This is a genomic window from Microtetraspora malaysiensis (genome assembly GCF_050947145.1).
Lineage (GTDB): Bacteria > Actinomycetota > Actinomycetes > Streptosporangiales > Streptosporangiaceae > Microtetraspora_A > Microtetraspora_A malaysiensis.
On sequence record NZ_CP191998.1, the window covers coordinates 1,844,418 to 1,869,519 of the forward strand.

At 66.0% G+C, this 25,102-nt stretch carries 21 protein-coding genes; 15 read left to right on the forward strand and 6 right to left on the reverse strand.

What is annotated here, in order from left to right; all coding sequences use genetic code 11:
- Window positions 1-32 precede the first annotated feature (32 nt).
- From ACQP1V_RS09050 to ACQP1V_RS09105, 12 genes are all read left to right on the forward strand, one after another.
- Window positions 33-485, forward strand: a complete 453-nt coding sequence (locus ACQP1V_RS09050; protein WP_433420811.1) for a hypothetical protein — start codon at window positions 33-35, stop codon at window positions 483-485.
- Between the two features lie 189 nt (window positions 486-674).
- Entirely contained in the window at window positions 675-881 is a 207-nt protein-coding gene (locus tag ACQP1V_RS09055; protein ID WP_433420814.1) for a hypothetical protein, read from the forward strand.
- Window positions 882-1,245: 364 nt separating this feature from the next.
- A complete protein-coding gene (locus ACQP1V_RS09060; protein ID WP_433420817.1) occupies window positions 1,246-2,049 on the forward strand; it encodes a hypothetical protein in 804 nt (267 codons plus the stop codon).
- Between the two features lie 173 nt (window positions 2,050-2,222).
- Window positions 2,223-2,588: a pilin gene (locus tag ACQP1V_RS09065; RefSeq protein WP_433420819.1), complete on the forward strand. Its 366-nt coding sequence runs from the start codon at window positions 2,223-2,225 to the stop codon at window positions 2,586-2,588.
- 197 nt (window positions 2,589-2,785) lie between these two features.
- Window positions 2,786-4,159 (forward strand): hypothetical protein, encoded by a 1,374-nt coding sequence (locus tag ACQP1V_RS09070; RefSeq protein WP_433420822.1) that lies wholly within the window; start codon window positions 2,786-2,788, stop codon window positions 4,157-4,159.
- Window positions 4,156-5,094 carry a PrgI family protein gene (locus ACQP1V_RS09075; protein WP_433420824.1) on the forward strand — a complete coding sequence of 313 codons (939 nt, stop codon included), beginning with the start codon at window positions 4,156-4,158 and terminating at the stop codon, window positions 5,092-5,094. Before ACQP1V_RS09070 ends, ACQP1V_RS09075 begins: the two co-directional genes overlap by 4 nt.
- The gene (locus ACQP1V_RS09080) at window positions 5,091-6,635 is read left to right on the forward strand and encodes a VirB4 family type IV secretion system protein (RefSeq protein ID WP_433420827.1); all 1,545 of its coding nucleotides are present in this window, start codon (window positions 5,091-5,093) and stop codon (window positions 6,633-6,635) included. The genes ACQP1V_RS09075 and ACQP1V_RS09080 overlap by 4 nt, the downstream gene beginning before the upstream one ends.
- 36 nt (window positions 6,636-6,671) lie before the next feature.
- A protein-coding gene (locus ACQP1V_RS09085; protein ID WP_433412153.1) for an IS3 family transposase occupies window positions 6,672-7,858 on the forward strand; the annotation gives its coding sequence in 2 pieces (ribosomal slippage) (window positions 6,672-6,941 and window positions 6,944-7,858; 1,185 coding nt in all).
- Entirely contained in the window at window positions 7,830-8,132 is a 303-nt protein-coding gene (locus ACQP1V_RS09090) for a hypothetical protein (protein WP_433420830.1), read from the forward strand. The genes ACQP1V_RS09085 and ACQP1V_RS09090 overlap by 29 nt, the downstream gene beginning before the upstream one ends.
- Window positions 8,129-10,540 (forward strand): helicase HerA domain-containing protein, encoded by a 2,412-nt coding sequence (locus ACQP1V_RS09095; RefSeq protein ID WP_433420832.1) that lies wholly within the window; start codon window positions 8,129-8,131, stop codon window positions 10,538-10,540. Before ACQP1V_RS09090 ends, ACQP1V_RS09095 begins: the two co-directional genes overlap by 4 nt.
- Window positions 10,537-11,400 carry a replication-relaxation family protein gene (locus tag ACQP1V_RS09100; RefSeq protein WP_433420835.1) on the forward strand — a complete coding sequence of 288 codons (864 nt, stop codon included), beginning with the start codon at window positions 10,537-10,539 and terminating at the stop codon, window positions 11,398-11,400. Before ACQP1V_RS09095 ends, ACQP1V_RS09100 begins: the two co-directional genes overlap by 4 nt.
- A complete protein-coding gene (locus ACQP1V_RS09105) occupies window positions 11,400-12,254 on the forward strand; it encodes an NlpC/P60 family protein (RefSeq protein WP_433420838.1) in 855 nt (284 codons plus the stop codon). Before ACQP1V_RS09100 ends, ACQP1V_RS09105 begins: the two co-directional genes overlap by 1 nt.
- Before the next feature lie 369 nt (window positions 12,255-12,623).
- Here the strand turns inward: ACQP1V_RS09105 and ACQP1V_RS09110 are convergent, their stop codons facing one another.
- From ACQP1V_RS09110 to ACQP1V_RS09130, 5 genes are all read right to left on the reverse strand, one after another.
- Window positions 12,624-13,466, reverse strand: a complete 843-nt coding sequence (locus tag ACQP1V_RS09110; RefSeq protein ID WP_433420841.1) for a hypothetical protein — start codon at window positions 13,464-13,466, stop codon at window positions 12,624-12,626.
- 154 nt (window positions 13,467-13,620) lie between these two features.
- Window positions 13,621-18,936, reverse strand: a complete 5,316-nt coding sequence (locus ACQP1V_RS09115; protein WP_433420844.1) for a LamG-like jellyroll fold domain-containing protein — start codon at window positions 18,934-18,936, stop codon at window positions 13,621-13,623.
- A 520-nt stretch (window positions 18,937-19,456) separates the two neighbouring features.
- Window positions 19,457-19,804: a hypothetical protein gene (locus ACQP1V_RS09120; protein WP_433420847.1), complete on the reverse strand. Its 348-nt coding sequence runs from the start codon at window positions 19,802-19,804 to the stop codon at window positions 19,457-19,459.
- Window positions 19,801-20,193 (reverse strand): hypothetical protein, encoded by a 393-nt coding sequence (locus ACQP1V_RS09125; RefSeq protein WP_433420849.1) that lies wholly within the window; start codon window positions 20,191-20,193, stop codon window positions 19,801-19,803. The genes ACQP1V_RS09120 and ACQP1V_RS09125 overlap by 4 nt, the downstream gene beginning before the upstream one ends.
- A gap of 60 nt (window positions 20,194-20,253) precedes the next feature.
- Window positions 20,254-21,468, reverse strand: coding sequence for a hypothetical protein (locus ACQP1V_RS09130; RefSeq protein ID WP_433420852.1), 1,215 nt, complete (start codon window positions 21,466-21,468; stop codon window positions 20,254-20,256).
- 720 nt (window positions 21,469-22,188) lie between these two features.
- Here ACQP1V_RS09130 and ACQP1V_RS09135 point away from each other — a divergent pair.
- Together ACQP1V_RS09135 and ACQP1V_RS09140 are read left to right on the forward strand one after the other, a co-directional pair.
- Window positions 22,189-22,407, forward strand: coding sequence for a hypothetical protein (locus tag ACQP1V_RS09135; RefSeq protein WP_433420855.1), 219 nt, complete (start codon window positions 22,189-22,191; stop codon window positions 22,405-22,407).
- An 816-nt stretch (window positions 22,408-23,223) separates the two neighbouring features.
- Window positions 23,224-24,147, forward strand: a complete 924-nt coding sequence (locus ACQP1V_RS09140; protein ID WP_433420858.1) for a DUF5655 domain-containing protein — start codon at window positions 23,224-23,226, stop codon at window positions 24,145-24,147.
- A 12-nt stretch (window positions 24,148-24,159) separates the two neighbouring features.
- Here ACQP1V_RS09140 and ACQP1V_RS09145 read toward each other — a convergent pair whose 3' ends face one another.
- Window positions 24,160-24,519 carry a hypothetical protein gene (locus ACQP1V_RS09145; RefSeq protein ID WP_433420860.1) on the reverse strand — a complete coding sequence of 120 codons (360 nt, stop codon included), beginning with the start codon at window positions 24,517-24,519 and terminating at the stop codon, window positions 24,160-24,162.
- Window positions 24,520-24,617: 98 nt separating this feature from the next.
- On the opposite strand from ACQP1V_RS09145, the gene ACQP1V_RS09150 reads away from it, so the two are divergent.
- Entirely contained in the window at window positions 24,618-24,998 is a 381-nt protein-coding gene (locus ACQP1V_RS09150) for an ADP-ribosylation/crystallin J1 (protein WP_433420866.1), read from the forward strand.
- Window positions 24,999-25,102: the final 104 nt, after the last annotated feature.

The window sequence follows — 25,102 nt, forward strand, 5'->3', positions numbered from 1 at the left end:
TCGCGGGTTACCCTCGAAGCGGAGGCGGTGGGATGTCGGCGTATGGGCGTGACGATGAAACCTGGGATCTGCTCATCGATGCGGGGCTCGAGTTCCTGATCGAAATAGCACGCGAGGGCGGAACGACCACGTATTCCGATCTGAACGCGGCCTTGGTAGAGCACACCGGGCTGCCAGGGTTCGACTTCGAACGAATCGACGAGCGTGCCGCGATCGGTTACCTCCTCGGCGAGATCGTGAAGAGAAACCGGCCCGAGACCGGCTGGATGATCTCGGCGTTGGTCCTCTACAAGGGCTCCCCCGATCCAGGCCCGGGATTCTTCAACCTCGCCGCCGATCTGTACGGACTCACTCCGAAGCCTTCCTACGAGCAGAAGATCAGGTTCTGGCGCCAGAACTACGACGGAATTCACGGTCATTACCGCCGCCGCAAAACGACCTCCTTCACCGGAGATGACAACGGTGATGGCCCCACGCTCAGGTGACCTCGCCGAACACATCCTGGTCACAGAATGGCCCAGCAGGGCCGGGAACAGGGCTGGCGCACCGTCGAGATCGGTGAGGCGAGCGGCTAGCCTCGCGACGATGAGCTGCTCGGGCAGGGCAAGGGCAACGCCAAAATTGCAGGCTGCCCAGCGCCCCGGCTCCTCCGCCTCTTCAACTTAAGTGGTCGGGTGCAGCAGTGGCAGGCGGACTCGGAGGGCGGAAACAGCATCCTCACCCCCGATCGACAGATCATCAAGCGGGAGGCCGCCGACGGCCGGGCTCTGGTCTCCGCGATCGTCACGGTCATCGGCGAAGAGGACGATCTTCTGACGGTCCGCGACGCCACTGACGCCGAAGCCGCCCGGGTGGTCGCTGCCGAACGTACCTGGCGATAGACGGCGGTACCCCGGGGCGTTCCCGACTGACCCTCAAGGGCTGCCGTCCCTGGTGAAGAGTCCACTTGAAGAGCGGCGCACGTGAGCGCAAGGCTCCAGTTCGGATCTTTGTCTGTTCTTTGATCAGCCGTCTGGAGGGTGGCATCTCCGCAGGTCAAAGCGGGTTTTGGGGCGGCGTTCAATTTCTCCCGATTTGAGTATTCGAGAGTTGTTCTCGCAGGTCAGCGCGATTCGGTACACATCCGGGACAGCTTTCGGGTGCCGTCCTGGAAGCGGTGGTCCCAAACTGGCTCCGAATTCTTCCCAAACCAGATGAGTGGCTGAACGTGTCCTGATCCATTCGGGCACGTCAACGGGGGTTCACATGCCACGAATCTCGTACGACCGGCCAGAAGCGCACCCGACCACCGCGCGAACGATCACCTGGGACCCGAGCCTGCTCGACACCGTCGAGCGGACTCTCAGGCAGCTCTGCGAGGGCCCAGCTCCGCTCGCCATCGACGGCAAGGCGATCGGGAACGGTCTGCCCGCCCGGCTCATCCCGCTCACCGAACTCCGAGCGATCCTGCTGCACCCCTCGGCCGACCGCACCACCCGCGACGCGGCCTGGCGTGAGCTCATCACCCAGGCCAGGACATACGGCGACGCCTGGACGATCGGCTGCGTCGGCGTGGCCATGCCCGGCCTGCGGCACGTGATCTCCACCCTGTCCCGCGCATCCTCGGCAACTGACAGGGCGGACATCACCGCCGAGGTCGTCATCGGCTTCGTCCACGCCCTTGAGGACATCGACCTGGACCGGCCCCGCATCATGCTCCGGCTCTGCCGTATCGCACGAAAGGCGGGCCAGCGAGCGCGCCGGACCGACGTGGTTCCGGTTTCGCCGGACACGATCCTGCGACCGATGTCGGCACCGCCCAACGGCCACCCCGATCTGCTGCTCGCCGACGCCGTCGAGCAGGGGATCATCACGAGGTTCGAGGCCCAACTGATCGGAACCACCCGCCTCGAAGACGTGAACCTGACCGACGTGGCGGAGATGCTCGGCCTCGGCTACGACGCGCTGCGCAAGCGCAGGAGCCGCGCCGAAGCCCGCCTGCGGGACGCGATCCTCGACGGCCGAGTAAGCACCAAGATTCACGACTCGATGTCCGATCCGGCCTCCTGACCGGCGTATTTCCCAAGTGTCAGAGGTCCGCACCGGCCGGCGAAGGCCAGGGCGGTCCACCGGTCCCCAGCCGCACCCGCCACCCGCATCCCGCGAAGGAGGAAACCCGGCGGCCCCGCCGGTCGAGTGCGGACCTCTGGCACCAGCGCCCCGCTGTCATCGAGGAGGCTTTCATGCCCACGCCATCGCGCTCGGGACACCGCCGGATGGGCATCACCTGGACCCGCTGCTGGACCTTCGCGCTGATCGCCGTCGCAATCGTGCTGTGCACGTCGCCGGCCTGGGCCGCGGGTCTGCTCGCCGCCCCGTCCTCGCTGAACCAGGTGATCGACAACCTGCGCAACGTCATCGTCGGCCTGCTCGTCGGGCTGGCCACGCTGTTCCTGACTATCGGGGGCGTCCGCTACATGCTTGCCGGAGGCGACCCCGGTGAGGTCGAGGCCGCCAAGAAGACGCTCCGGTACGCCGCCTTCGGGTACGGCATCGCCGTCCTGGCGCCGCTTCTGGTCAACATCCTCAAAGGGATCGTGGGGGCGTAGCGATGCTTCGTCGTCGTTCCCCTGCGGCCCGAGGCGGAGATCCGCGGCTCGCGCTCAGCGTCTGCGTCCTCCTGGCGGTGCTCACCGCTGGCCTGCTGGTTCTTGCGACATCGCCGGTCGCCGCCGCATCTCCTCGTCCCACGCCGTCACCGCAGGTCGGTCGGGCAACCCCGTCCACAGGCTGTGGGTGGCTGGATGTGGGCTGCAAGGTGAACGAGGCGGTCAACGGCTGGTTCACCAGCCTGGTGCGGGACGCGGTCAACCCGGCGTTTCGGCTGGTCGGGCAGAGCCTGCTGTCGTCGCCTCCGCCGTCGATGCTCGCTCGCGTTCAGGAGTTGGCCGGTCACGTCGCCCTGGTTGCGAACGCGCTGCTGGTGCTGTTCGTGCTCGCGGGTGGGCTGATCGTCATGTCGTACGGCAGCGTGCAGACCTCTACCACGGTCAAGGAGGTCGCCCCTCGCCTGGTGGTCGCGGCCATTCTCGTCAACGGCTCACTGCTGGTGTGTGAGCGAGCGATCGAGCTGGCCAACGCGCTGGTGGAAGGACTGCTCGGCGACGGAGTCGACCCGCAGCGCGCCGGCGATCTGCTGGCGGGCAAGGTCCTCGCCCTGGTCACTAACTCGACGGGCGCGGTGATCTATCTCGTCCTCATGGCTGGTACGGCGGTGCTGATGGGCACGATTCTCGCGTTCATCGCCGTCATCCGGATCACGCTGCTGCTGTTCCTGATGATCGCCGCGCCGCTCGCATTGCTGTTTCACGCGCTTCCGCAGACCGAAGGCATTGCCCGGCTGTGGTGGCGCTGCTTCTTCGGGGTGCTGGCGATCCAGGTCCTCCAGGCGCTGGTGCTCATCCTGGCGTTCAAGGTGCAGCTCACCCAGCCCGAGGCCCACTCCCACGAGACCGTTCTCACCAGTGGCGACTCGCCGGTCGCGCAGGCCGCCGACGTGTTGATCCTGATCGGCCTGCTGTACGTGCTGATCCGGATCCCCGGCTGGGTGGCCCGCACTATCTGGCAGCAGGCACAGCCCCGCCTGGTGATGCGCCTGGTCCGCACGTTCCTGCTGTACAAGTCGCTCGGCGTCGTCGGTGGCCTGTTCCGCGGCTCGCGAGGTGCCGGAGCCGCCGCCACGCTGGGATCGGCTCGGAAGTCCAGCACGAGCGTGAGCCACATGGGCGGACAAACCAGGCCGGGTCTCGCACTGGCCGCCGGTCCAGGTCCCAGCGGCTCAGGGGTCACGACGCAACCCACGCCGAGCCCCGGTGCGGCTCCGGCCAACCGCAGTCTGGCCCCGGCTTCCTCATCCAGAGGGCAGCAGCTCGCCCTGCCGATCCCGCTCCCCGTGAACAGGGGCAAGCAGGGGACACAGCTCGCCCTACCGTTCCCGGTCCAGCGCGTCCCCCGGCCGCAGGCCCCGCCCGCGCCGCGTCCACGGCCCACGACCTGGGTCCGGCCCAAGCCGCCATGGGTGCAGGACCGGCTGCCCGGTATGCCAACCCGCCGTCCACGCCCGGTCCAACTCCGGCTCCGTCTGGAACTCCCGCCCGACCGCAAGGGAGGTAGGCGATGACCGATAGCGAACCCCTGATCGCCCGGATTCCCGCCGACGTGGACCGGCCCGACAAGGTCGTCTCCGGGCTCACCGCACGGCAACTCCTGATCCTGATCCTCACCGGTGGCATCGCCGCTGCCATCTACTGGACGGCGGGGAAGCTTCTGCCGATTGTCGTACTCGCCGCCATGCTGCTGCCCCTCGTTGCGGTCGGCATCGCGGTCGCGCTCGGCCGCCGCGATGGGCTCACCCTGGACCGGTACGGCCTCGCCGCGCTCCTCCATTGGCGCTCAGCCAAGGAACTGGTCGCCGCCCCTGAAGGAGTTGCCGCGCCGCCGCGCTGGTGCCGGGTGCGCGGACGCCTGCCCCAACCGTTGAAGTTGCCGGTCCGTGCCGTCCGCACCGACGGAGTGCTGGAGCTGACCGACGGCGTCGCCGTACTGGTCGAGGCATCCACGCTCTCCTTCCACCTGCGTACGGCGGACGAGCAGGCGGCGCTGGTCGGTGGGTTCGGGCGATGGCTCAACAGCCTCGACGCCCCGGTGCAGATCCTCGTCCGCGCCCGCCGCATCGACCTCGGCGGCCAGATCGACGCCGTCGAACGGCACGCCGCGACGTTGCCGCATCCGGCGCTGGAGGAGGCCGCGCGCGAACACGCCGCCTTTCTGGCACAGCTCAACGCCTCACGGGACCTGCTGACTCGGCAGGTGCTCATCGTCATCCGCGACAACTCGCCCACGACGGGGCGACGCAGAGCCGTACGAGATGCGGGGGCGGCCGTGGTGCTCCGCCGGGCCGCCGAGGCCGGACGATTGCTGGCCGCGCTCGGCCTCACCGCGCACGTGCTCGACGCCGAAGCCGCACACCACGTGCTGGCCGAGTGCCTCGACCCCGGCGGCGACCTCGTCAGAGAAACCTTCGCGGAGCCCATCACCGGCAGGGAGGAACGATGACACTTCGGCACGGCACATTCACCCAGCCGGGCGCGCTCCGGATCGGTGCCCGTAGCCTCGTCCTGCCTCACGGGGTTACCGCGTCGTTCGCCGTGACCGGGTACCCACGCGAGGTCGGGGCAGGGTGGCTGGAGCCGCTGGTGACCTATCCCGGACGGCTGGACGTCTCGCTGCACATCGAGCCGATCCCGAAGGCAGTGGCCGCGATGCGGCTGCGCCGCCAGCTCGCCCGCCTGGAATCCACCAGCCGCGCCGACGCCGAACACGGCCGTCTGCAGGACTTCGAAGCCGAAGCCGCCGCCGATGACGCCACCGATCTGGCCGCCAGCCTCGCACGCGGACACGGTCGCCTTTTCCGGCTCGGCCTCTACCTCACCGTCCACGCGGTTGACGAGGACGAACTGGAGGTCGAAGTCGAACGCGCCCGTACACTCGCCGCATCCCTCCTACTGGAGGCACAGCCGACGACCTTCCGCACCCTGCAGGGCTGGGTGACGACGCTGCCACTGGCCACCGACGCGATCCGGCTGCGCCGCAGCTTCGACACCACCGCGCTCGCCGCCGCCTTCCCGTTCACCTCACCCGACCTGGCGGGCACTGCCAGCGACACGGCCGTGCTGTACGGCGTGAACGCCAGCAGCTCCGGGGTAGTGCTGTGGGACCGCTTCGCCCAGGACAACCACAACTCCGTCGTCCTCGCCCGCAGCGGAGCCGGCAAGAGCTTCTTCACCAAGCTGGAGATCCTCCGGCTGCTCTACCACGGCGTCGAGGTCGCGGTCGTCGACCCGGAGGACGAGTACGCGCGCCTCGCCTACGCGGTCGGCGGGACACACCTTCGCCTCGGCGCGAGCGGCGTGCGCTGGAACCCCCTCGACCTTCCGGCAAGCCACGGACCAGAGGACGACGTTCTCGCCCGACGCGCACTGTTCCTGCAAACCCTGATCGCGACGATGCTCGGTGAACCCCTCGACGCGCAAGCCCGCGCAGTGCTCGACTCCGCGATCCTGACCACCTACGCCAAGGCAGGAATCACCCGCGACAGCCGTACCTGGCATCGACCCGCGCCGCTTCTCACCGACCTTGTCGCGAACCTGCAGGGCGAGGAGCTCGCGAGCAGGCTCGCGCCGTACGTGACCGGCTCCTACCGGGGACTGTTCGACGGGCCGACCACCACCCACCCCTCCGGTCACCTGATCGTGTTCTCGCTGCGCGACCTGCCCGAGGAGCTGAAAGCGGTCGGCACGCTCCTCGCGCTGGACGCCATCTGGCGCAGGGTCGCCAACCCCCGCGACCGGCGCAGACGCCTTGTCGTCGTCGACGAGGCATGGCTGCTCATGCGCGAAGCCGAGGGCGCCCGATTCCTGTTCCGTATGGCCAAAGCAGCACGCAAGCACTGGGCCGGACTCGCCGTCATCACCCAGGACGCCGCCGACCTGCTCGGCTCCGACCTCGGCCAAGCAATCGTCGCCAACGCCGCCAGCCAGATCCTGCTCCGACAGGCGCCACAGGTGAGGTTCCCCCTTCGGCGTGGACACCCCTGACAATTGGACCTCGTTCCATGAAGGGGAGACTGTCGGGTGGCACGTCCGTCGAAGTACGGCGATGAGTTCAAGAAGGACGCGGTAAAGCTGGTCCGCGAGTCGCGCCGGACCTGCGCGGATGTCGCGCGGGAACTGGGGATGAACCGCGAGACCCTGCGCGTGTGGGTGCGTGAGGCCGAACAGCAGGAGTCCGATGCCGGAGTCGGGCTGGCCCGCAGTGAACGCGAGGAACTGGCGCGGCTGCGTAAGCGGGTGGCCGAGCTGGAGATCGAAAAGGAGATCCTCCGCAAGGCAGCCGCGTATTTTGCGAAGGAGATGGATCGTTGATCGGCCGCTTGCAGTTCATCTCCGTCCACCGCCTCGTCTACGGGGTCAAGCGGCTGTGCCGGGTGCTGAACGTGGCGCGTAGCGCCTTCTATGCCTGGCTGGGGCGGGAGCCGGCCCGAGCGGCGCGTGTCGTTGAGGACGAGCGGATCGTGGAGAAGATCCGGCGCTTTCATGGCGCCTCGGGTGGGACGAACGGCTCCCCGCGGATCACGGCGGACCTGCGTGATGACGGTGAGCGCGTCAACGCCAAGCGGGTGGCCCGGTTGATGCGCGTGAACGGCATCGTCGGGCTGCATCTGCGTAAGGGCAGGCGGACCACGATCCCTGACGAGCTCGCTCCGCCGGTCCCTGACCTGCTCAAACGCGACTTCACGGCCGGTGAGGTCAACCGGAGGTGGTGCGGGGACATCACCTATCTGCCGGTCGGTGACGCGTGGCTGTATCTCGCGACGGTGATCGATATCGGGTCACGGCGGCTGGTCGGCTGGTCGATCGCCGACCATCTGCGGACCGAGCTGGTCAGCGACGCGTTGACGGCGGCGGTCGGAGCGCGAGGCGGCCAGGTCGACGGGGTGATCTTTCATGGTGACCGCGGCTGTCAGTACACCTCGGCCGAGTTCGCGAAGTTGTGTGAGAAGTACGAGATCCGCCGATCGGTGGGCAGGACCGGGACGTGCCTGGACAACGCCCTGGCGGAGGCATTCAACGCCACGCTCAAGCGTGAACTGCTGCACGGCCGGGGCAGGCGCCGCTGGTCGAGCGAGGTAGAGGCCCGTACCGAGATCTTCCGCTGGATCGCCTGGTACAACCACCGGAGAAGGCACTCGGCGACCGGGAACCTACCCCCGGCCGTCTATGAAGATCGGCTTGTTAGAGTGGCCGAACTGGCTGCATGAAACCGGGTGTCCACGCCCCGGGGGGAAGCCCAAGGCGATCGACGCTGTCGGTGACGCCTTCGACCTGTCCGACGGCGAACGCCAGTTCCTGCTCACCGCGGAGCAGGGCGAGGCGCTCATGGTCGCCGGCCCCGCCAACCGGGTCGCCTTCCAGGTCGTCGCCTCACCCGCAGAGGCGATGCTGGCCACCAGCGACCCGGCGCAACTCGCCGCTCTCGACACCGCCGAGCCACCTCCGCTCCGGAGCTTGGACGAGGAGGGCGACCCGCTGTGAACGACCTGCCCAGGATCCTCGACGAGCTGCCGCAGCGGTTGCCCGAGCTCATGTGGACGCACGGCTGGCGCGTCGCCGTCGTGGCCTTCGCATTCGCGAGCCTGCTGGCGGGCGTACGCCGGTTGCTCTGGCGTCTTCGTCACGTACGGCTGGCGCGGGACGCGCGGATCGTGGAGATCTCCTGCCCACCCCAGGCCGACCTCGCCGGCGCCGCCGCGCTGTGGGCGCATCTGGTCGGGCTGCTGCGGCCCGCCTGGAAGCGGTTCCTGCTCGGCCAGCCGCACATCGTGTTCGAGTACGTCGGCGACGCCGCCGGAGTGCGGATTCAGGTGTGGGTGCCCGGATGCGTCCCGAACGGGATCATCGAGAAGGCCGTGCAGTCCGCCTGGCCAGGGGCCACGGCCACGTCCAAGTCCGCCGTACCGCCGTTGCCACTTGACGCCGATGCGACGGGCGGTCGTCTGGTTCTTGGGCAGGCCGAGCATCTGCCGATCAAGCACGACCATGATGCCGATCCGCTCCGGGCGTTGCTCGGCGCGATGTCCGGGTTGGCTCATGGTCAGCACGTGACGGTGCAGGTCTTGGCCCGCCCGGTTACTGGAGCGCGGCTTGGCCGCGCACACCGCGCGGCGGCCTTCCTCCGTGGCGGACAATCGGCACACCCGGTGGGAGAGCTGTTCGACCTCATCACTCCCGGGCACGGGACGATGTCCGGCGACGGGCACCCGGCCGAGCTGGCCCGCATGTTTCCGGAACGGGCCGAGCAGGTCCGGGCGATCCTCGCCAAGGCGAGCCAGCCCCGCTACGAAGTCGCGATCCGGTACGGCGTGGCCACCACCGCATCCGGTGCCGACGGCTGGCTGCGAGGCCGCGCCCACAACGTGGCGTCGGTCTTCGCGCTGTTCACCTCCGGCCACCAGTACCTGCGCCGACACCGCCTGTGGCGACCGGCCGGCGCGCTGGCCTTGCGACGACTTGACCGGGGCTACCTGCTGTCGGTCGGCGAGCTGGCCGCCGTCGCCCATCTGCCCCTGGACGCCGACGCCCCCGGCATCACCCGGGCAGGAACGCGGCCCGTGGCCCCGTCCCCGGCGGTGCCGTACGACGGGCCGGTCCGGATGCTGGGGGACGCCGACAGCGGCCCACAGCGGCCCGTGGCACTGTCGGTCGCCGACGCCCGGCATCACATCCATGTGGTCGGGGAAACCGGCGTCGGGAAATCGACCCTGCTCGCGAACATGATCCTCGCTGATGCCGCGGAAGGGCGCGGCGTGCTGGTGATCGATCCCAAGGGCGACCTCGTCGGCGATGTGCTTGCCCGGCTGCCCAAGTCGGCCATCGGCCGTACTGTCGTCTTCGATCCCGCGGACTCCGGCAGGCCGCCGAGCGTGAACGTCCTCGCTGGACCCGATCCCGCCTTCGCCGTCGACTCGGTCGTCACCATCTTCCACCGTTGCTTCTCTTCCGCTTGGGGGCCGCGTGTCGACGACCTGCTGCGCTCGGCTTGCCTGACGCTCACTACGGTGAATGGCCCGCGCGCCACCCTCGCCCAGGTGCCGCGCCTGCTCACCGAGACCGGCTACCGAGCCCGCGTCGTACGCCAGCTCAGTGACGAGTTGCTGACCGGGTTCTGGCAGGCGTACGAGGACCTGACCCCAGCTGGTCGTTCGGCTGTGATCGGGCCGGTGATGAACAAGCTCCGCGCGGTCTTGCTGCGCCCATTCGTCCGGGATGCTCTCGCGAGCCCTGTCTCGTCGGTCGACCTCGGCCGGCACCTCGATGAGGGAGGCATCTGCCTGGTCCGCGCCCCAAAGGGCGTACTCGGTGACGACGCTACCCGGCTCCTCGGTTCGGTCCTGCTCGCCCACACGTGGCAAGCGGTCACCCGTCGCTCCCGCCAGGCGCAAGCCGTACGGCACGACACTGCGATCTACGTCGACGAGTGCCACAACTTCCTCAACCTGCCGGGCAGCATCGCCGACGTCCTGGCCGAGGCCCGCGCGTACCGGCTGTCGCTTGTTCTGGCCCATCAGCATCTCACCCAGCTTCCCAAGGACCTCCGCGAGGCGATCTCCGCCGACGCCCGCAACAAGCTGTTCTTCGCCGTCTCTCCCGAGGACGCCGCCGACCTGAAAGCGCACGTCGGGCCCGTGCTGTCCGCGCACGACCTCACCCACCTCGGTGCGTTCCAAGCCGTCGGACGCCTGGTCGTCGACGGAGCCGCGACCCCGGCCTTCACCTTCCGTACCCGCCCGCTGCCCGCCGCCATCCCCGAGCGAGAGGCCCAGGTACGGCAGGCCTCCCGCGCCACCTTCGCGACCACAGGAGGACCGGTGAAACCACGTAACTCGGCCAGAGCGAACGACGAACGCCTGTCCGGAAGGGCTCCCAGCGGGGGAGCGGCATGACGCGCCCAAGCATCCGGCAGCGGGCCAGTCGTACCGTGCCACCCCGGGCATCCCGCGCGGTCATCGCCGAGCTCGCGGCCCGGCTCACCCCACGTGACTGGCAGATTCTGGAGCTCGCCCACGAGCATCGCGTACTGACTACCCACCAGCTCGCCCGCGCGTACTTCACCTGCCCGGACAAGGCTCGTCACCGGTTGCTGGATCTCTACCGGCTCGCGGCCCTTGACCGGGCCCGCCCCTGGACTCCGACGGGATCGGCTCCCTGGCACTGGGTGCTTGGCCCGGCGGGGGCTGCCGTCCTGGCAGCACATCGGGGTATCACGGTGCGGGAACTGGGCTACCGGCACGACCAGACGCTGGCTGCCTGCCATTCCGCCACGCTCGGCCATCTGATTGGTGTCAACGACTTCTTCACCCGGCTGAAGGCCGAGCAAGAGGGCGAGCTGACGGCCTGGTGGGGCGAACGCCGCTGCACGCAGCTCTGGGGCGACATCGTCCGCCCGGACGGGTACGGCCGGTGGGCCGAAGGCGGCGTCGAGGTTGACTTCTTTCTCGAACACGACACCGGCAGCGAAACCCTGGCTCGGGTGGTCGCCAAGCTCAACGCGTACGCCGAACTCGCTGAGGCCACCGGCATCAGCACCCCTGTGCTGTTCTGGCTCCCGAGCACTCGCCGGGAGCAGCACCTCCGCGCTGAGATCGGCACGCCTGAGGCGCCGGCCGCCACCGCGGCCCAGACGACCTCCGGGCCACGCGAGGCGGTGTGGCTTCCGATCGACTCCGCCAGACGCCGGCTGCGGCTGATCGAACTTGCGGACCTTTGGCCTTCCTCACGAGGAGGGGACTCGTGCGTGGAGTGATGGCGGCGGTGGCCGGAATGGTGCTGGTCGTCGTTCTGCTCACCGGCGTTACTTCCGCCCTGCTCGACGGGTCGCTACCGGGTGCGCAGACCGGTCGGCCGAGGGACATCCCGCCCCGCTATCTGGCGCTGTACGCCAAGGCAGCCAAGACCTGCCCAGGCCTGGACTGGGCGCTGCTGGCCGCCATCGGAAAGGTTGAATCCGGCCACGGGACCAACACCGGCCCTTCTTCGACTGGAGCACTCGGGCCGATGCAATTCATGCCTGCGACATGGACGACGTACGGCATCGACGGGGACGGCGACGGCCGTGCCGACATCATGAACCCCGCCGACGCTGTCCTCTCAGCGGCCCGCTACCTCTGCGCCTCCGGCGTCGATCGCGATGTACGCCAGGCTCTCTTCGCCTACAACCACTCCTGGGAGTACGTCGATCGAGTGCTCGCGGTGGCGGAGCGATACCGGCGAGCTACTGCGTTTGCGCTTCCGCCGACGGCGGTCGCCGCCCGCGTAATCGTCTACGCTCGCGCCCAACTCGGCAAGCCGTACCGGTGGGGAGCCGATGGCCCCCACGCCTTCGACTGCTCTGGACTCACCATGCGCGCCTACGAGGCCGCCGGGATCACCATCCCGCGTGTCACCTACGACCAGTGGCGTCGTGGAGTGCACGTCCCACGTGGGCAGGAACAGCCGGGTGACCTGGCCTTCTTCCGGATGGAGTCCAAGGGCCCCGGCCACGTCGGCATCGTTATCGGCGGCGGCCGGATGATCCACGCCCCCCAAACCGGCGACGTCGTCTCGATCGCTCCCTACGCTCACCGAGCAGATTTTGCTGGCTTTGCACGAATTTCCTGATCATTGGGCGCATCAGTCGACCTCGCCCGCTATCGAGAGCAACAGGCCGTTATCGGCAATGGCTCAATGCTCAATGGCCGTGATGGTGAGCATCGCGGAAAAGGCGTCTGGGAGGTGTCAGGTGCGGGTCGAGAAGGTGGACGCGAGTGAACCACTGCTGAAACGTTGAAAGCGTAGCGACGTCCCGGCACCACCGTGATCACCCGTCCGCCCATCCCGGCGATATGAAAGGCCCCGACTAACCGGCCCACCGGGGGGAGACCATGTCCGGCGTCCACACCACAGAGCCTTTGGCATGCCAACAGACCCATGCAGGACCAGAGCGAAGATCAAGAGGAGTGCGGGAGGAGTGATCATTAAGGATCGAGGTTAAGGACATTGCTCTTTCTGGCGACATGGCCACATGTCTATAACCCATAGCGAGCGGACGTTCTTATCCTTTTTGAATCGTCGAACAACTTGCGGGGATGCCTCCTGGATGAAGCCGTAGATCTGACCCTCCTTGGCAACAGTCCGAAGCGAGTTGAGTGAGATCCCAAACTTATCTAAGATCGGCCTGTCTTTATCAGTCAGGCGCTGAACCCAGCTTCGAAAGGTGTCGACTGAAGAATCTTTGTCGCAGGCAGGCTTCACGGGTGGTTCGGGGCAGCCGATATCTCCCCCCCAATATAGCGGTCGCTCGTTCCCGGATCCGCGGGAAAGAAAGAATCGATTGGATTGATAATCCCAGGCAAGATTCTTTTCGACTATTGGGTTCTTAAGCTCCACTAATACTTTCAATCGGATGCCGGCCGGGAGTCGAGGTAAGATCCAGTCGCTGCCATCCCTCGAGCCTCGACTAAAATATCTAAGCGCACTATCCAGTCTATTAAAGGGAAGCTTCGAAATGTCCTTGATATTTCCTTTGCTGTCCAGGGTGACCGTAAGAGGATAGTCGATGTCCATGATCGGTGTACTGTCTTGATAGTATCCCGACCACTCCTCTCCGGCGACCCTGAACTCGTAGCCGCCGAGGACCTGCTGAAGCCTGGAGTCGCTGACTATCAATGGCGTGCCTGGATTGCTGATCACGATAGCGCCGCGAAGGACAGTCTCCAGATGTGCGGGCGAGAATCCGTGGATTGACTGGGAAGGCGGCTTTGTGGTCGTTCCACAAGCGAGACCTGTAGATGCGATGATTAGCATAGAGGCGCATATCTTGATTCGCTTCACGGTTACTCCTCTTCGGTAAGGTGTAGACGCGGGTCGTGGTGGCGCAAGAAACCAAGTCTGGCGCCACCACGACTATTGATTCACGGACGGTGACGCGAGGTGGCAGTTTTCGCTCGCATTCGCACCGTCGGGGCTGACGTTTGATCGTGTCTAATTACCGGAAGCAGGTCTTGTATATTGTGTCGCAGTAGTAGGCGTAGCCCAACCACCCACTTGTCGGCGACAATTTCAGATGGGCGTCCACTCCCTTGCTCTTTGCGAAGTTGAATGTTCCTGTGGTGCTCTGGCGGTAGAGTCCGACGTTGCACCATACGCCGGCGGTCGTAAAGCAGGTGGCGATTGCCGAATTATTGACGCTCCACATGGAGGTGCGGAATGCGACGCTGGCATTCTGACCGCCTACTCTGCTGGCGGCTTGGGCGGTCGCCCCGCAGTCCTTCGCAGCGCTTGCGGCCATAGTGACGCCAGCGGCACCTGAAACGTTTATGGCGGCAATCGGGAATCCGAATTCTCCGCCCACCCCTATTTCGAAGTTTGGCGTCACCTGACTCTGATCCACGCGGAAGCAGGCGGTAGTAGCTAGCTCTACATTGGACCACTTTCGAATGTAGTCATTGCGCTTTTTTGTAGCATTGTCTGCAGTCAACTTCCCGTTCTTCTTGATCTTGGGATTGCGGAACGAAGAGTTCGTGTAGACAGTGGTGACGGCGCCGATCTGGTCGACATTCCATTCATGGATATCCGGGCGGGGCTTGCATACCTGCCAGCGGGAACCGCCGACAACTTCAAGCAGCATTCCCTTGGCAAGGCCTTTGCTGAGCTTGCTGGCGATCTTAATGCCTGTCCAGTAGCGGCCTTGCGGGCAGGTGGTTGCCGTGGATAGGGCGGAGGTTGATTTTGTGGCCGAAGTGGCAGCCAGCGACGATCTTGACGAAACTCCGAAGTATCTAGCTAGGACATCAGCGCCATCTCCAGTAGACGAACCGGTGCCAGTGTCGACGTAATCGCTGGAGTCTTCGTTCTGGTCAGACATCTCAAGCGTCACATTGAGACGGTCGCACGGATCGAAGGTGTACGTGACATTGTCACTACTGTCACGGGGCTCGACCTGGCCTGGAGTACCGGTCTCGTCCTGCGTCTGAACAGATCTCGCGCTAACTGATGCGCCAGACGCTGCCGCGGAAGTGGTTTCTTTCCACGTGCGTTCCACCGTAGCCGACACTTGAATCTTGCCGCCTGCTGACGGCGACACGACTACGTTCTTCAGCGTGACCGTAGAGTCGCTTCGTGTAATTCCCGCTTCGCCGAGGGACTGGAATTCCTGAGTTAGCGGGGCGTTCAAAACCGAGACAGCACCCGCGACCCGGGAGTTCGGAGTCATCCCCGAGACGCTCCACACATCCGCCGCCTGGCCCTCAAGGACCGCATCCTGGGCCTGATAGTAGCTCACGATCGCGTCGGTGTAAGTGGAAGCACCACAGCCAGGTGGGGCTTTCGGCGTCACCGTAGTGCTCGACCAGGCGCTATCGCCAAAGCGCGTACGGGAGCGAACGCGTACTGTGTACGTCGCGTCGTTCGTAAGACCGTCGATCCCGATAGTCGCGTCTTCAGTCTCCTCGCTATCTACGAGAGCGCCAGCGGCATCGAGGACTTCCACGTCATAGCCGTCCAGGACCGACATCGATCCGTTCGACTCTGGCACTCCCCAGCTCGCGGTGGCGGAACTGTCACCCGGACTGGCCGCGAGATTCATGACCGGACTGGGCGGTCCCGGAGACACGTAGCTGATCTTGACCGACACCGGTACACTCGCTGCTGCCTCTCCGAAAGTCATGCGACCTGCGCGGCTGGTCTCAACCAAGAACCATGCGTACACATCGTCTGTGACATTCACCTGCGGATTGGCGACGGTGGCCGTATAGGTCGTCGCCACAGCCATGCCTGCCAGATCCGAAGCCTTGGTATCAGAGGTTACCGAGCCGGAGAGGGGGCGGAGAGAGATAGCGGTGTCTGCGGGGCAGGTACCGTCTTCGCATGTCGCTGACCCCAGATCCAACAATGCACTATCGATCATGGCCCCGTCCGGAATATCGGACAGATTGATCGCTAATGTGGCCACGGTAGCGTCGCCCGAGGTCCCATCCACATGGATCGTGCTTGTGTCAGTCAAGAGACAGGGTGCGCCGCCGCAGGCAGTTGGACTGCTCTTGCCAGATTTCAGATACAGATGATCCTGCGCAAGTGTCACCGTCTGTGTGACGGGTGCTGTGGTGTCTTCGCCCTCAACCGGGTCCACGGTGAACGTCTCCGGCTCGCTCTTCGAGGAGCAGATTTCCTGGACGCACGTTTGGACTCGCCAAGAGTACGCCTGTCCCCCCTGCACGGTTCCCTCAGGGACTTCGACGGAGACGCGTTCCCTGCCAGGAACGGTCCGCTGGGCTAGCGGTACAGATCCGACAGGCTGTCCGAGACTGTTGGTGAGGTAGAACTTCGCGGTGACTGGGCCGCCGGATGGCCGGGCAACCATCGCCGAAAGGATGGGAATCTGCGGATTGCCGAGGCCGGTCCCGGTATCTGTGGGAGCGTACGGTGCGTCGGTAGTGATGCGGTAGTACGGGGTCTCGTTGCACATCCGCGGGGTGATACCGGTCAGGCAGGCCTTGACCTTGAACTTGAAGCTGTCTGGGCTGCCCAGGTTGAACTCGTTGTTGACCACCTGGCCGGAGTTGGCTCCGGTTACCGGCGGGAACAGCTGTGCAGAGGTGAGGGCCGAGACCTCGTTGGAGGCGGGCCCTGCCTGGCCGGCGCTGTCGATGGCGACCACGCGGTAGTAGTACTGCCCCTGCACCATGCCGCTGTCGGCATAGGTGAGGTTGCTGACGGTGGCGACCCGGGTTGTGGTGGACGGGGTGAACCCGGCGGTCTTGGACCGGTGCACCTGGTAGGTGACCGCGCCGCGGTCGTCGAGCGCCGCGTCCCAGGACAGGTTGATGGTGTCGGGCCCGGCGACAGCGGTCACAGTGCCCGGCGCCGACGGTGGGTTGTCCGGTGCGGGGGCCGCGCCGACGGGGTTGTTCATGTCGGCTTGGATCTGCCCCTGAGTGAGGGCGGTTTTGTAGATCCTTACCTCGTCGATGAGGCCGCTGAAGTAGTCACCGAAGGGGTTGTTGCCGCCGATGCGCAGTGGCGCCGCGCCGTTTGTGACGTCGCCGCTGAGCGTGGTTTCCGCGGCCAAGGTCCCGTTGACATAGATCTTGGTGCTGGTGCCGTCGTAGGTGCCGGCGACATGACTCCAGGTGTTGGTGGGCAGTTTCGTCGGGGTGTCGGCGCCGTCGTAGTAGCCGTCGATCTGGAGGTCCGTGGCCGGACCGATCGGGATGCCCCCGTTGGCGGTGATGCTGGCGTAGAGGGCGTATGAGCTGTCATCGGGGCTGGCTTCCTTCATCAGGATGGTGTGCCAGTTGAAGATGCTGGTGGGTTTGACCCACGCCTCCATCGTGATCTTGTTGGTCAGCCTGAGGGAGGGGGAGTCGTTGACGGTTACCCAGCTGGATGTGCCGTTGAACGACAACGCCTGGCCGAACTTGCCGGCGGCCCAGCTTGTGGCGCTTGCCGTACCGGTGTTACCGGAGCCGGACGCGTCCGCCACTGTCGTACCCGAGCCTTCGTTCATCCCATAGGCCGCGACAAGACCCGGGATGGCCGTGCTCGTCGGTGACGGCGACGGTGAGGAGGTCGGGCTGGGCGACGGCGACGGGACCGGCGGCAGGGGGATCGGGCGCGTGGGGTCGGAGATCGACACCAGGTAGTCGATCTTCTTCCCGTCGATCGAGGTGGACTTGTAGCTCACCTTGACGTCGCTGGACCGCGAGATCGCGTCGTTGCCGGCGATCGAGTCGATGGATTCGCCCGTAACGGTGGGGATCTCAGGCGGGAGCAGGTAGTTGACCGTCAGCTTGGGAGGCGACTGCCCGGATTCCACCGAGTTGAACGACCAGTACTGCGCCGTGACCGGGTTGGGGTCGTCCGGCCAACTGGAGCGCGAGTCCTCCGTCGACTTCAGCTCCACACCGTAGCTGGGCGAGCCCGCCGCCCAGTTCTTGGCCATCTGCGTCACGTTGAAGCTGGTGACCGTGCTGGAACCGCAGCTCGGCGTGATCGTGACCGCACCGGTGCTCGTCGTGGGCGGAAGGCCGCTCCACGACAGCGAGCTCGTCGACCATGAAGAGGTGATCGGCAAGGCGGTGAGCGTACGCGAACCGCATGGCCCGGCGTAGGAGCCGAGCAGCTGGATGGTGGCCGAGTCGACGTACTTCCCGGAGAAGCCGCTGATGCTGCCAAAGCCGACGTAGCCGCGCAGGAAGTTCGGGTAGATCTTGTTGGTGTAGGTGCAGACGCTACCTGTGCACCTGCGCTCGGACTGGTAGTAGGTGCCGGTGCCGATGTTCAGCTCGGAACCTGTCGCGTCAGCGGCGCCTGTCTTGGACTGGACCCAGGCATCCGTCGTTGCGGTCAGGGAAACGGTGGGGTCGACGGTGACCGGGTAGGTGGTCTTCTCATCCGCGAGGAATGCCGGGTCCGGCTTAATCACCAGAACCTGGCCGCCGTTCTTCGCGGTGACCACGGAGGCGTCGATCTCGCCTCGCTGGTGCGGCAGCGTCTTTGCGTCGCTGCTGGGCGCCTCCGTCATGAACGGTTCTGCTGCCGAGGCGACGGTCTTGCCCTTGGCGTCGGTCAGCTTCAGTCCGCCGACCTTCGTCTCGGAGAGCTTCAACCCCTTGGTCCGTACGGGTAGCCGGAACTCGACCGGTCCGGTCGGGCGCTCGTGCAGTACCACGTCGTGACGGAAGCCTGTGGCGAGGGCGGTTACGACGAGGTCGGCCGTCGGACCGGCTGCGCCCGCGTAGATAGCCTTGTTGCCCTCGATCCGGGGCTTGGGCAGAGGCGTGGGCCATTCAAGAGCGAACAGCTGGGCCTTGTCTGCGTTCTCCAGAGAGGCGAGCTTGGTGTCCCCGCCTTGGCTGAATCGGACGTCCGCCTTCGCTGTTTTCGGCTGGAACGTTCCATCCCGTTCGACGAGAGTGGTGTCGATCCACTCGAAGGAACCGTCCGCCTGCTTGACACGGGCGGGGCCGGCATAGGTGTCGGTGGTGATGTGGCCGTCCGGATAGGCCCAGGATCGACTGGACTCGGTGCCCTTGCTGAGCACCTCGACCGGCTTGTTCTGCTTCCGGGCTTCGGCGATCGCGGCCCGCAGGTCCGCGTCCGGATCGTCCGGCTTAGGGAACGTCGTTGTGCTCGGGGCCGTCGTCGGTTCAGGGCTTGGGGTGGGCTGGGTGTCGTCCGCTGCTGCCGGTACAGGGCCAGCTGTCAGTAGCGATGCCGCGACTACTGCTACCAGCAGGCCGGATAGCTTGTGGAGGCTGACGCCACCCAGTGGGGAGGGGGGAGGTGATCCTGACTTGTTCACGTTCTCCTCGTTCGGAGTTCACAGGAATTACTCAGCTTCAGATGATCTTTTACAGGCGATCTTCAGGAATCAACAAGCATGGACATCTGCCGCTCGATCGGTTATAAGGCCCGCATAAAGAACAGAGATGTTGAAATCTGGTAAGGCTGCGATGTCAATACGCGGCGCCCTCACCTGGGGGAACCGGCCATACGTGTGTCAGCAGTCAGTAGTCGAAGGCTCGGTCGACGATCGCCGTACATGTGAACACCAGCCCTCCATGTGACAAAGATCACAATCTTCTCGGGTTGTAAGGACGCCTTGTATTCCACCCGGAAGGCGCGGGACGAAGTTGTCTCAAGTCCGCAGATCCAGCCACCGGTCGCTGCCATGAGTTGAGCTACGACGAGGCCCGTCCTGCCGGATGGCAGAACGGGTATTGCTTACGTAGGTGCGAGCTGGCTGATCAGTTGGGCTTTGTTGGTCTCGTGTCGCTCGCGTACCCGGCGGCCTGGTTACGAAGGGGCCGCCGGGCAGTGGGTCAGCGGATCCGGACGGCGGAGACCTTGTCATAGCCGTGGATGCGGCAGGTGTACTCCTCTTCGGCGGTCAGCAGGACCACCTGGAGCTTGGGGACTCCGTCGCGGAGGGCTCGGGCGATGTGGTGCCAGCCGTCGATGATGAACGGCCCGGCGTTGGGGATCGGCACGGCGATCAGCGGGACGGACAGGTCGACGGCTCCGATACGAGCGTCTTCGATCAGGATCGCGCTCAGGTAGCCGCGCCACACCTCTGGGGCGAGCCGCCCGATGGGCTTCCGGCCCGTCGCGTACGACTTGGCCGCCGTGACATTCCAGGACCAGGCGAGGAAGTGGAAGGCCTCGTTCATGCCTGGGCCTCCGCAGCGGCGGCCAGCTTCTCTGTCGTCTTCAGGAACCGCTGCGCGGCCTCGCGCCGGACCTCGGCCATGGCCTGCTCGAACAGTCCGCCGTGCCGAACGGGTGGCATGTCGATCAGGTGGTGTTCGGCCTGCTGGCGGACCTGGAGGATGGCGTCGGCCCCGTCGACGCCCTCGTTCTCGATCAGGGCGGTGGCCCAGCGCCACCAGCCGTGCAGGTGCTGGTGGAGCGCGATTTCGGCCAGGTCGGACGCGGTGAGGTCCTCGCCCTCATCGATCCGTCTGGTGACTCGGGCGGCGGCCTTGGCCCATGCCTCGCCGGCGTCATCGCGACGCTCGGCGGCGTAGCGGTCGAAGTGGCGGGTCAGGGACTCCGTCATTGGTTTCTCCTTGGTTCGTTGGAAGAGGGCGGGCCGGACTGACCCGCCCCGAGGTGCGGGTCAGCGGGTAGCGGCGGTGGTCTGGTCGGCGGCGGTGAACTTCCGGGGCTGCTCGGAGGTCAGCTCGGCTTGCCCGAGGGACACGAGGCGGTCGAGCGCGTTGGACACCGCGCCGGAGGAGTTGCCCAGCACCCGCCCGATCTCGTACGGGGTGAACTCCTGTCCGGGGTGTGCGGTCAGATGGGCGAGCACGCGGTCGCGGAGCTGGCCCGGGCGCATCACCTCGGTCCCCGTGGTCTTGGTCCGGCGGCCCGTGCCGGTGAGCGCGGCCTTGGCGTCACGTCGGGCGGGCCCGGCGTTGCTGTACATCAGCTCCAGGCGGCCTAGCGCCGTTGCGAGGTCGCCGCTTTCGGCCGCCTCAACCGTGCCGAGGGCCAGCTCGGCGAGTTGGATCAGAGCGCGGCGGGCCTCCGCCCATGCCTCGCTGATGACCGGTTCCGGTGCCGCCTCGGGAGCCTGTGCGTCGGGGGAGTCGTCCTTCCCGGCGCCGGAGTCGTCCTCGTCATGGGGGCGTGGCACCTCGCACGGCTCGCTCAGAGTGCCGGGGCCAAGACTCTCCGAGGCGTCAGGAAATGCCGCCTCGTTCGACGATGCGGGCTGCGAGACGTCGTCCGGCGCGGCGGGGGTGTCGCCGGATGCCTTCTCATCCGGCTCGTTGGGGGAAGGGGTGTCGGCTTCCGCTTCGCCGGGTACGGCTTCTGCCGACTCGTGCCCGGCGTCGGCATCGTCTTCCGTGGGCCGATCGATGACGGTCAGGGGGACGCCCGCCCTTTGATCCTCGGCGGTGACGCTGTCGGGTTCCGGGGCGGTCGGCACGTCCGTGGGTGGGGTGCCTGCGACGTGGTTGGACGGTTCGTCGGTGATCTCATCAGTGAGGTTCACCGCGTACCAGGCGTCGGGTGTGCGCCTGCCGCCCTCGTGGCCGCCCGGTGTACGGGTCGCCCGTCCGTTGGCTTCGAGGGACGTGAGGATCTTGGAGGCGGCGGCGCGACTCATCCCGGCGACCGCCCCGATCTTGACAGCGGACATGCCGGGGTTGGCCATCAGTGCGGCCCACACGGCGTCCGTCGGGCCGTTGACCGCCCGGGTGGTGTCCTGATCCGGCGTGACGCCGTCGGGTGCGTCAGCGGTGACCGTGGGCGCGTTTTCGGTAATGCCGAGCGGTGTGTCGGACGAAATCGAAGTGGATTCCTCGCGAGCGGTCTTCGAGGGCATTTTGTGTGCTCCTTTCAATTCCTGTTTCGGGGAGTGGTGGCTGGCGGAGCACGACCATCGCTCTGCTCGCGGCGACCTCGCAAGCGATGGTGGGTAAAAACATTTATTGCCAAATTGGCCGACCGTTGGGCCCCTGGCTGGAAGGCCGTCTGACGTCGTTGAGCTGGGGAAACGTCACGATTGGACTTGACGGTGCGTGCGTGCTTTGCTATCGCGCCCGCGTCGTCCACTGCTGTCTATTCGCCGCCAAAAGAGTCATGGAAACGGGGCGCTGATTCGGTTGACATTCCATGAATTCGAGGTTCCATGGAGTCGGGACGGAAACGGGACCCCGGATTGCCGGGGAAACATCGAAGGGAAACGGAATGTCCGACCGCGTATTCATCGACGTGACCGCCGACGACGTGGCAGCCCTGCGCGACCACGGGCCGGGGTGGGCGCTGATGTGGGACGGCACCGACGTGATCATCCGGCCGATCGCCGACTCGGACGACGGGTCACTGATGCAGATCGGCGACTACGACTCCAATCGCGCAAATCAGCGAGTTCAACGCCGAAGACGGCCGGGGAACCGACGACGAGGACCTCGCCGACGACTACACGGACATTGCCAACGACTACCTCGCCAGTTGGGACGACGAGAGGCGGCTCATGCCGCTGATCGCGCCGATCAGCCGCGCCCTGAGGGATCACGGGATCACCCGGATAGGCGGAGGCCTGGTGAGTTGGCGTGTGGGCGGTCCGCGCCAGGTGACCCAGCTCTACCGGACGCCGAACACCGACACGCGCGCCAGGATCACCGTGACGGGCCGACCCGGCGACCCCATCGAGTTGGCCGTCAGCGGGCACGAACGCACGTACACCGCGTTCCTGAACCTGGGCACCCCCGCCCGCACGGTCGCCGCGCGGTTCGCGGCGGCGGCCCGCGCCGCCCGGTAGCCGGGCCAGGGCCCGCCCCGTGCGGGCCCACCCCTCCTCCGGCGTCCCGCCGGCCGTCCCCCACCGTCAGGCCCGTCGCGTTCAACGCAGCGGGCCTGACCCGTTTCGGCGGAGCGGGAGCCGTACGGCGAGCAGCACCGCCGGACAACACGAACCGACATTCGTACGGCGCGCACATATGAATACGACGCCTATGGGCGGTCGGCCTCACCAGCGGGCCACCCCAAAAGGCACAGAGCTGCGAAGACTCGCAATCCTGGATGTACCAGTCATAGTCGGTACCCCGATCGGCCCCCAGACTGGAACCCCGGCTGGAACCCCCGTCGGATGCTGAGTGCTGTACCGCCTGCGGGACGGATGACGTCGTGCACAGTGACGCAGTCGAACGGCGGGGCAGTCTGGCGAGTCGTCGCGGTAGAACGGCCCACATCGCACCGATCGCCCTGTGTGGTACCCCCTTCCCCCGGCGGGTTCTGTTCGGCCGCCAGCGCGTACGACGGCCGCCCACGCGGCGGGATGACCGGGGGTGAGATGACCGGCTCATCGATCGGGCGGTTTCGGGTTTGGCTCACGTGACGAAGCCGGATGACGTCCGGGCTCGAGAAGGCGCTGTGGTCGTTCATTGGCATCACCTTCCGTACGTCACTCGGCCGCGTCGGCATGCCACGGTGAATCGACTCGTCGACGGGAATCAAGCTGCGTCAACGCGTCGATCGGATCGGTCACCGTTCCCGCAGGAAGGGGAGCAGGAGAGGGTCCCCGACAGCCGGAGTCATTTGAAGATCAACTGTCTATAGCTGCATGTACTCTTGGCCCGTGAGCGATCTCAAGTTGTTCCGAATAGACAACGGGAAAGCTGCTGAGCTGCGCGGAAGCACCTTCGCTGTCGAAGTGTCCGTTCAACGGCTGATCGAGAACAACATGGAGACGCTGTTCGGTGTGCGGTTCCTGGCGTCGGAGTACTCGACCGGGAACAAGCACAGGGGCCGGATCGACTCACTTGGGATAGACGAGAACGGCTCGCCTGCCATCTTCGAGTACAAGCGGGCCGCCAACGAGAACGTCATCAACCAGGGCCTGTTCTACCTGGACTGGCTGCTCGATCACCGGGAGGCGTTCGAGCTCCTGGTCATACGAACCCTCGGTGCGGAGGCCGCGCAGGAGATCGACTGGCGTAATCCGCGGCTGGTGTGCGTAGCCGGAGACTTCAACCGCTACGACACGCATGCCATCGAACAGATCAACCGCTCCATCGAACTGGTCCGCTACCGGGACTTCGAGGGCGAACTGCTGGCGCTTGAGCTGGTCGCGTCTCGCGAGGGGGTCGGCGAGACAGGTTCGGACAAGCAGGCCCAGAACGGCGGTGCCAAAGTGCCTGCCCAGGCGAAAACCGTCACTGAGTTGCTCGCGCAGGCCCCGCCATCCCTGGCGGACCTGTACGGCGAGCTGGAAGCGTACGTCGAGGGCATCGGCGACGACGTCACCAAGAAGGTGCTGAAGCTCTACTTCGCGTTCCGGCGGATCAAGAACTTCGCCTGTGTTGAGGTTCACCCCAAGAATCACACGCTGCTGGTCTTTCTCAAGGTGAATCCGGACGAGGTGGAGCTGGAGGCAGGCTTCAGCCGTGACGTACGGAAGATCGGCCACTTCGGCACGGGTGACCTGGAACTGAGGATCCGCAATCGGGCAGACCTGGAGAAGGCGCTTCCCTTCGTCCAGGCAAGCTACGACGCGAGTTGATCACGTTCGCCGTCAGGATGGTGTCGGCCGCTTGACCCCGAGACAGGCGATCAGCTGATCGAGGCCCGGCGACAGGAAGAGCTGGAAGTGGTACCGCGGATCTGCCGCCTGGACCAGCCCGAGACAGACGACCTCGAGTCCGCAGGCTTCGAGCCGGGCGATGGTTTCGTCGGAATCCAAGGTCGGCGTGCCCAGCCGTCGGAGAAGCCTGGCTCGCCGTCGGAAGGTGTTAAGCAGTGGCCGCAGGGGTACGGGATCTTCCCAGATCGTGTAGCTCGCCATGGAGCGGAGAGCGGCCCGGCATGCCCGATCGGCGGCGCTCTCCCTGATGAACAGCCGCATGAGTTCCTGACGGTCCATGACGGCAGGCACATCATCGAGGATCGCATGATTTCCACGGAAATCGGATCGCTTCCGTCGCGGTCGGTTCAGGAAGATGGCACCTCGACGTACGACGGAGGGACAGGGCCATGGCGACGGAGACGACGAAGTTCACCACGCTTTGGCGGCCGACCGGGCCGGAGGAGCTGGAGCTGGTCCGCCGGTCGGGCTGGCGGGAGTGGCCTCCACGCCTGCCCGAGCAGCCCATCTTCTATCCGGTTCTCAACGAGGAGTACGCCATCAAGATTGCGCGCGACTGGAACGTCCCACATTCCGGAGTCGGCTACGTCACGCGCTTCCAGGTCGATAGCGACTTCCTTGCCCGCTATCCGGTACAGCAGGCCGGCGGCCGGGACATCCTCGAGCTGTGGGTCCCCGCCGAGGAACTGGGGGAGTTCAACGGCCACATCGTCGGCCTGATCGAGGTCGTCCACGAGTTCCGGCCGCCTGTTAGGCGTCGCTCGGCATGAGCACGAGATGTCACTGGAGGTGAGCATGTCGAGGACCGAAACCATGCCAGGTTGTCCAGCGACACAGTCGTGAGTACGGCATGACGTTTCTCTCACGGGTCTTG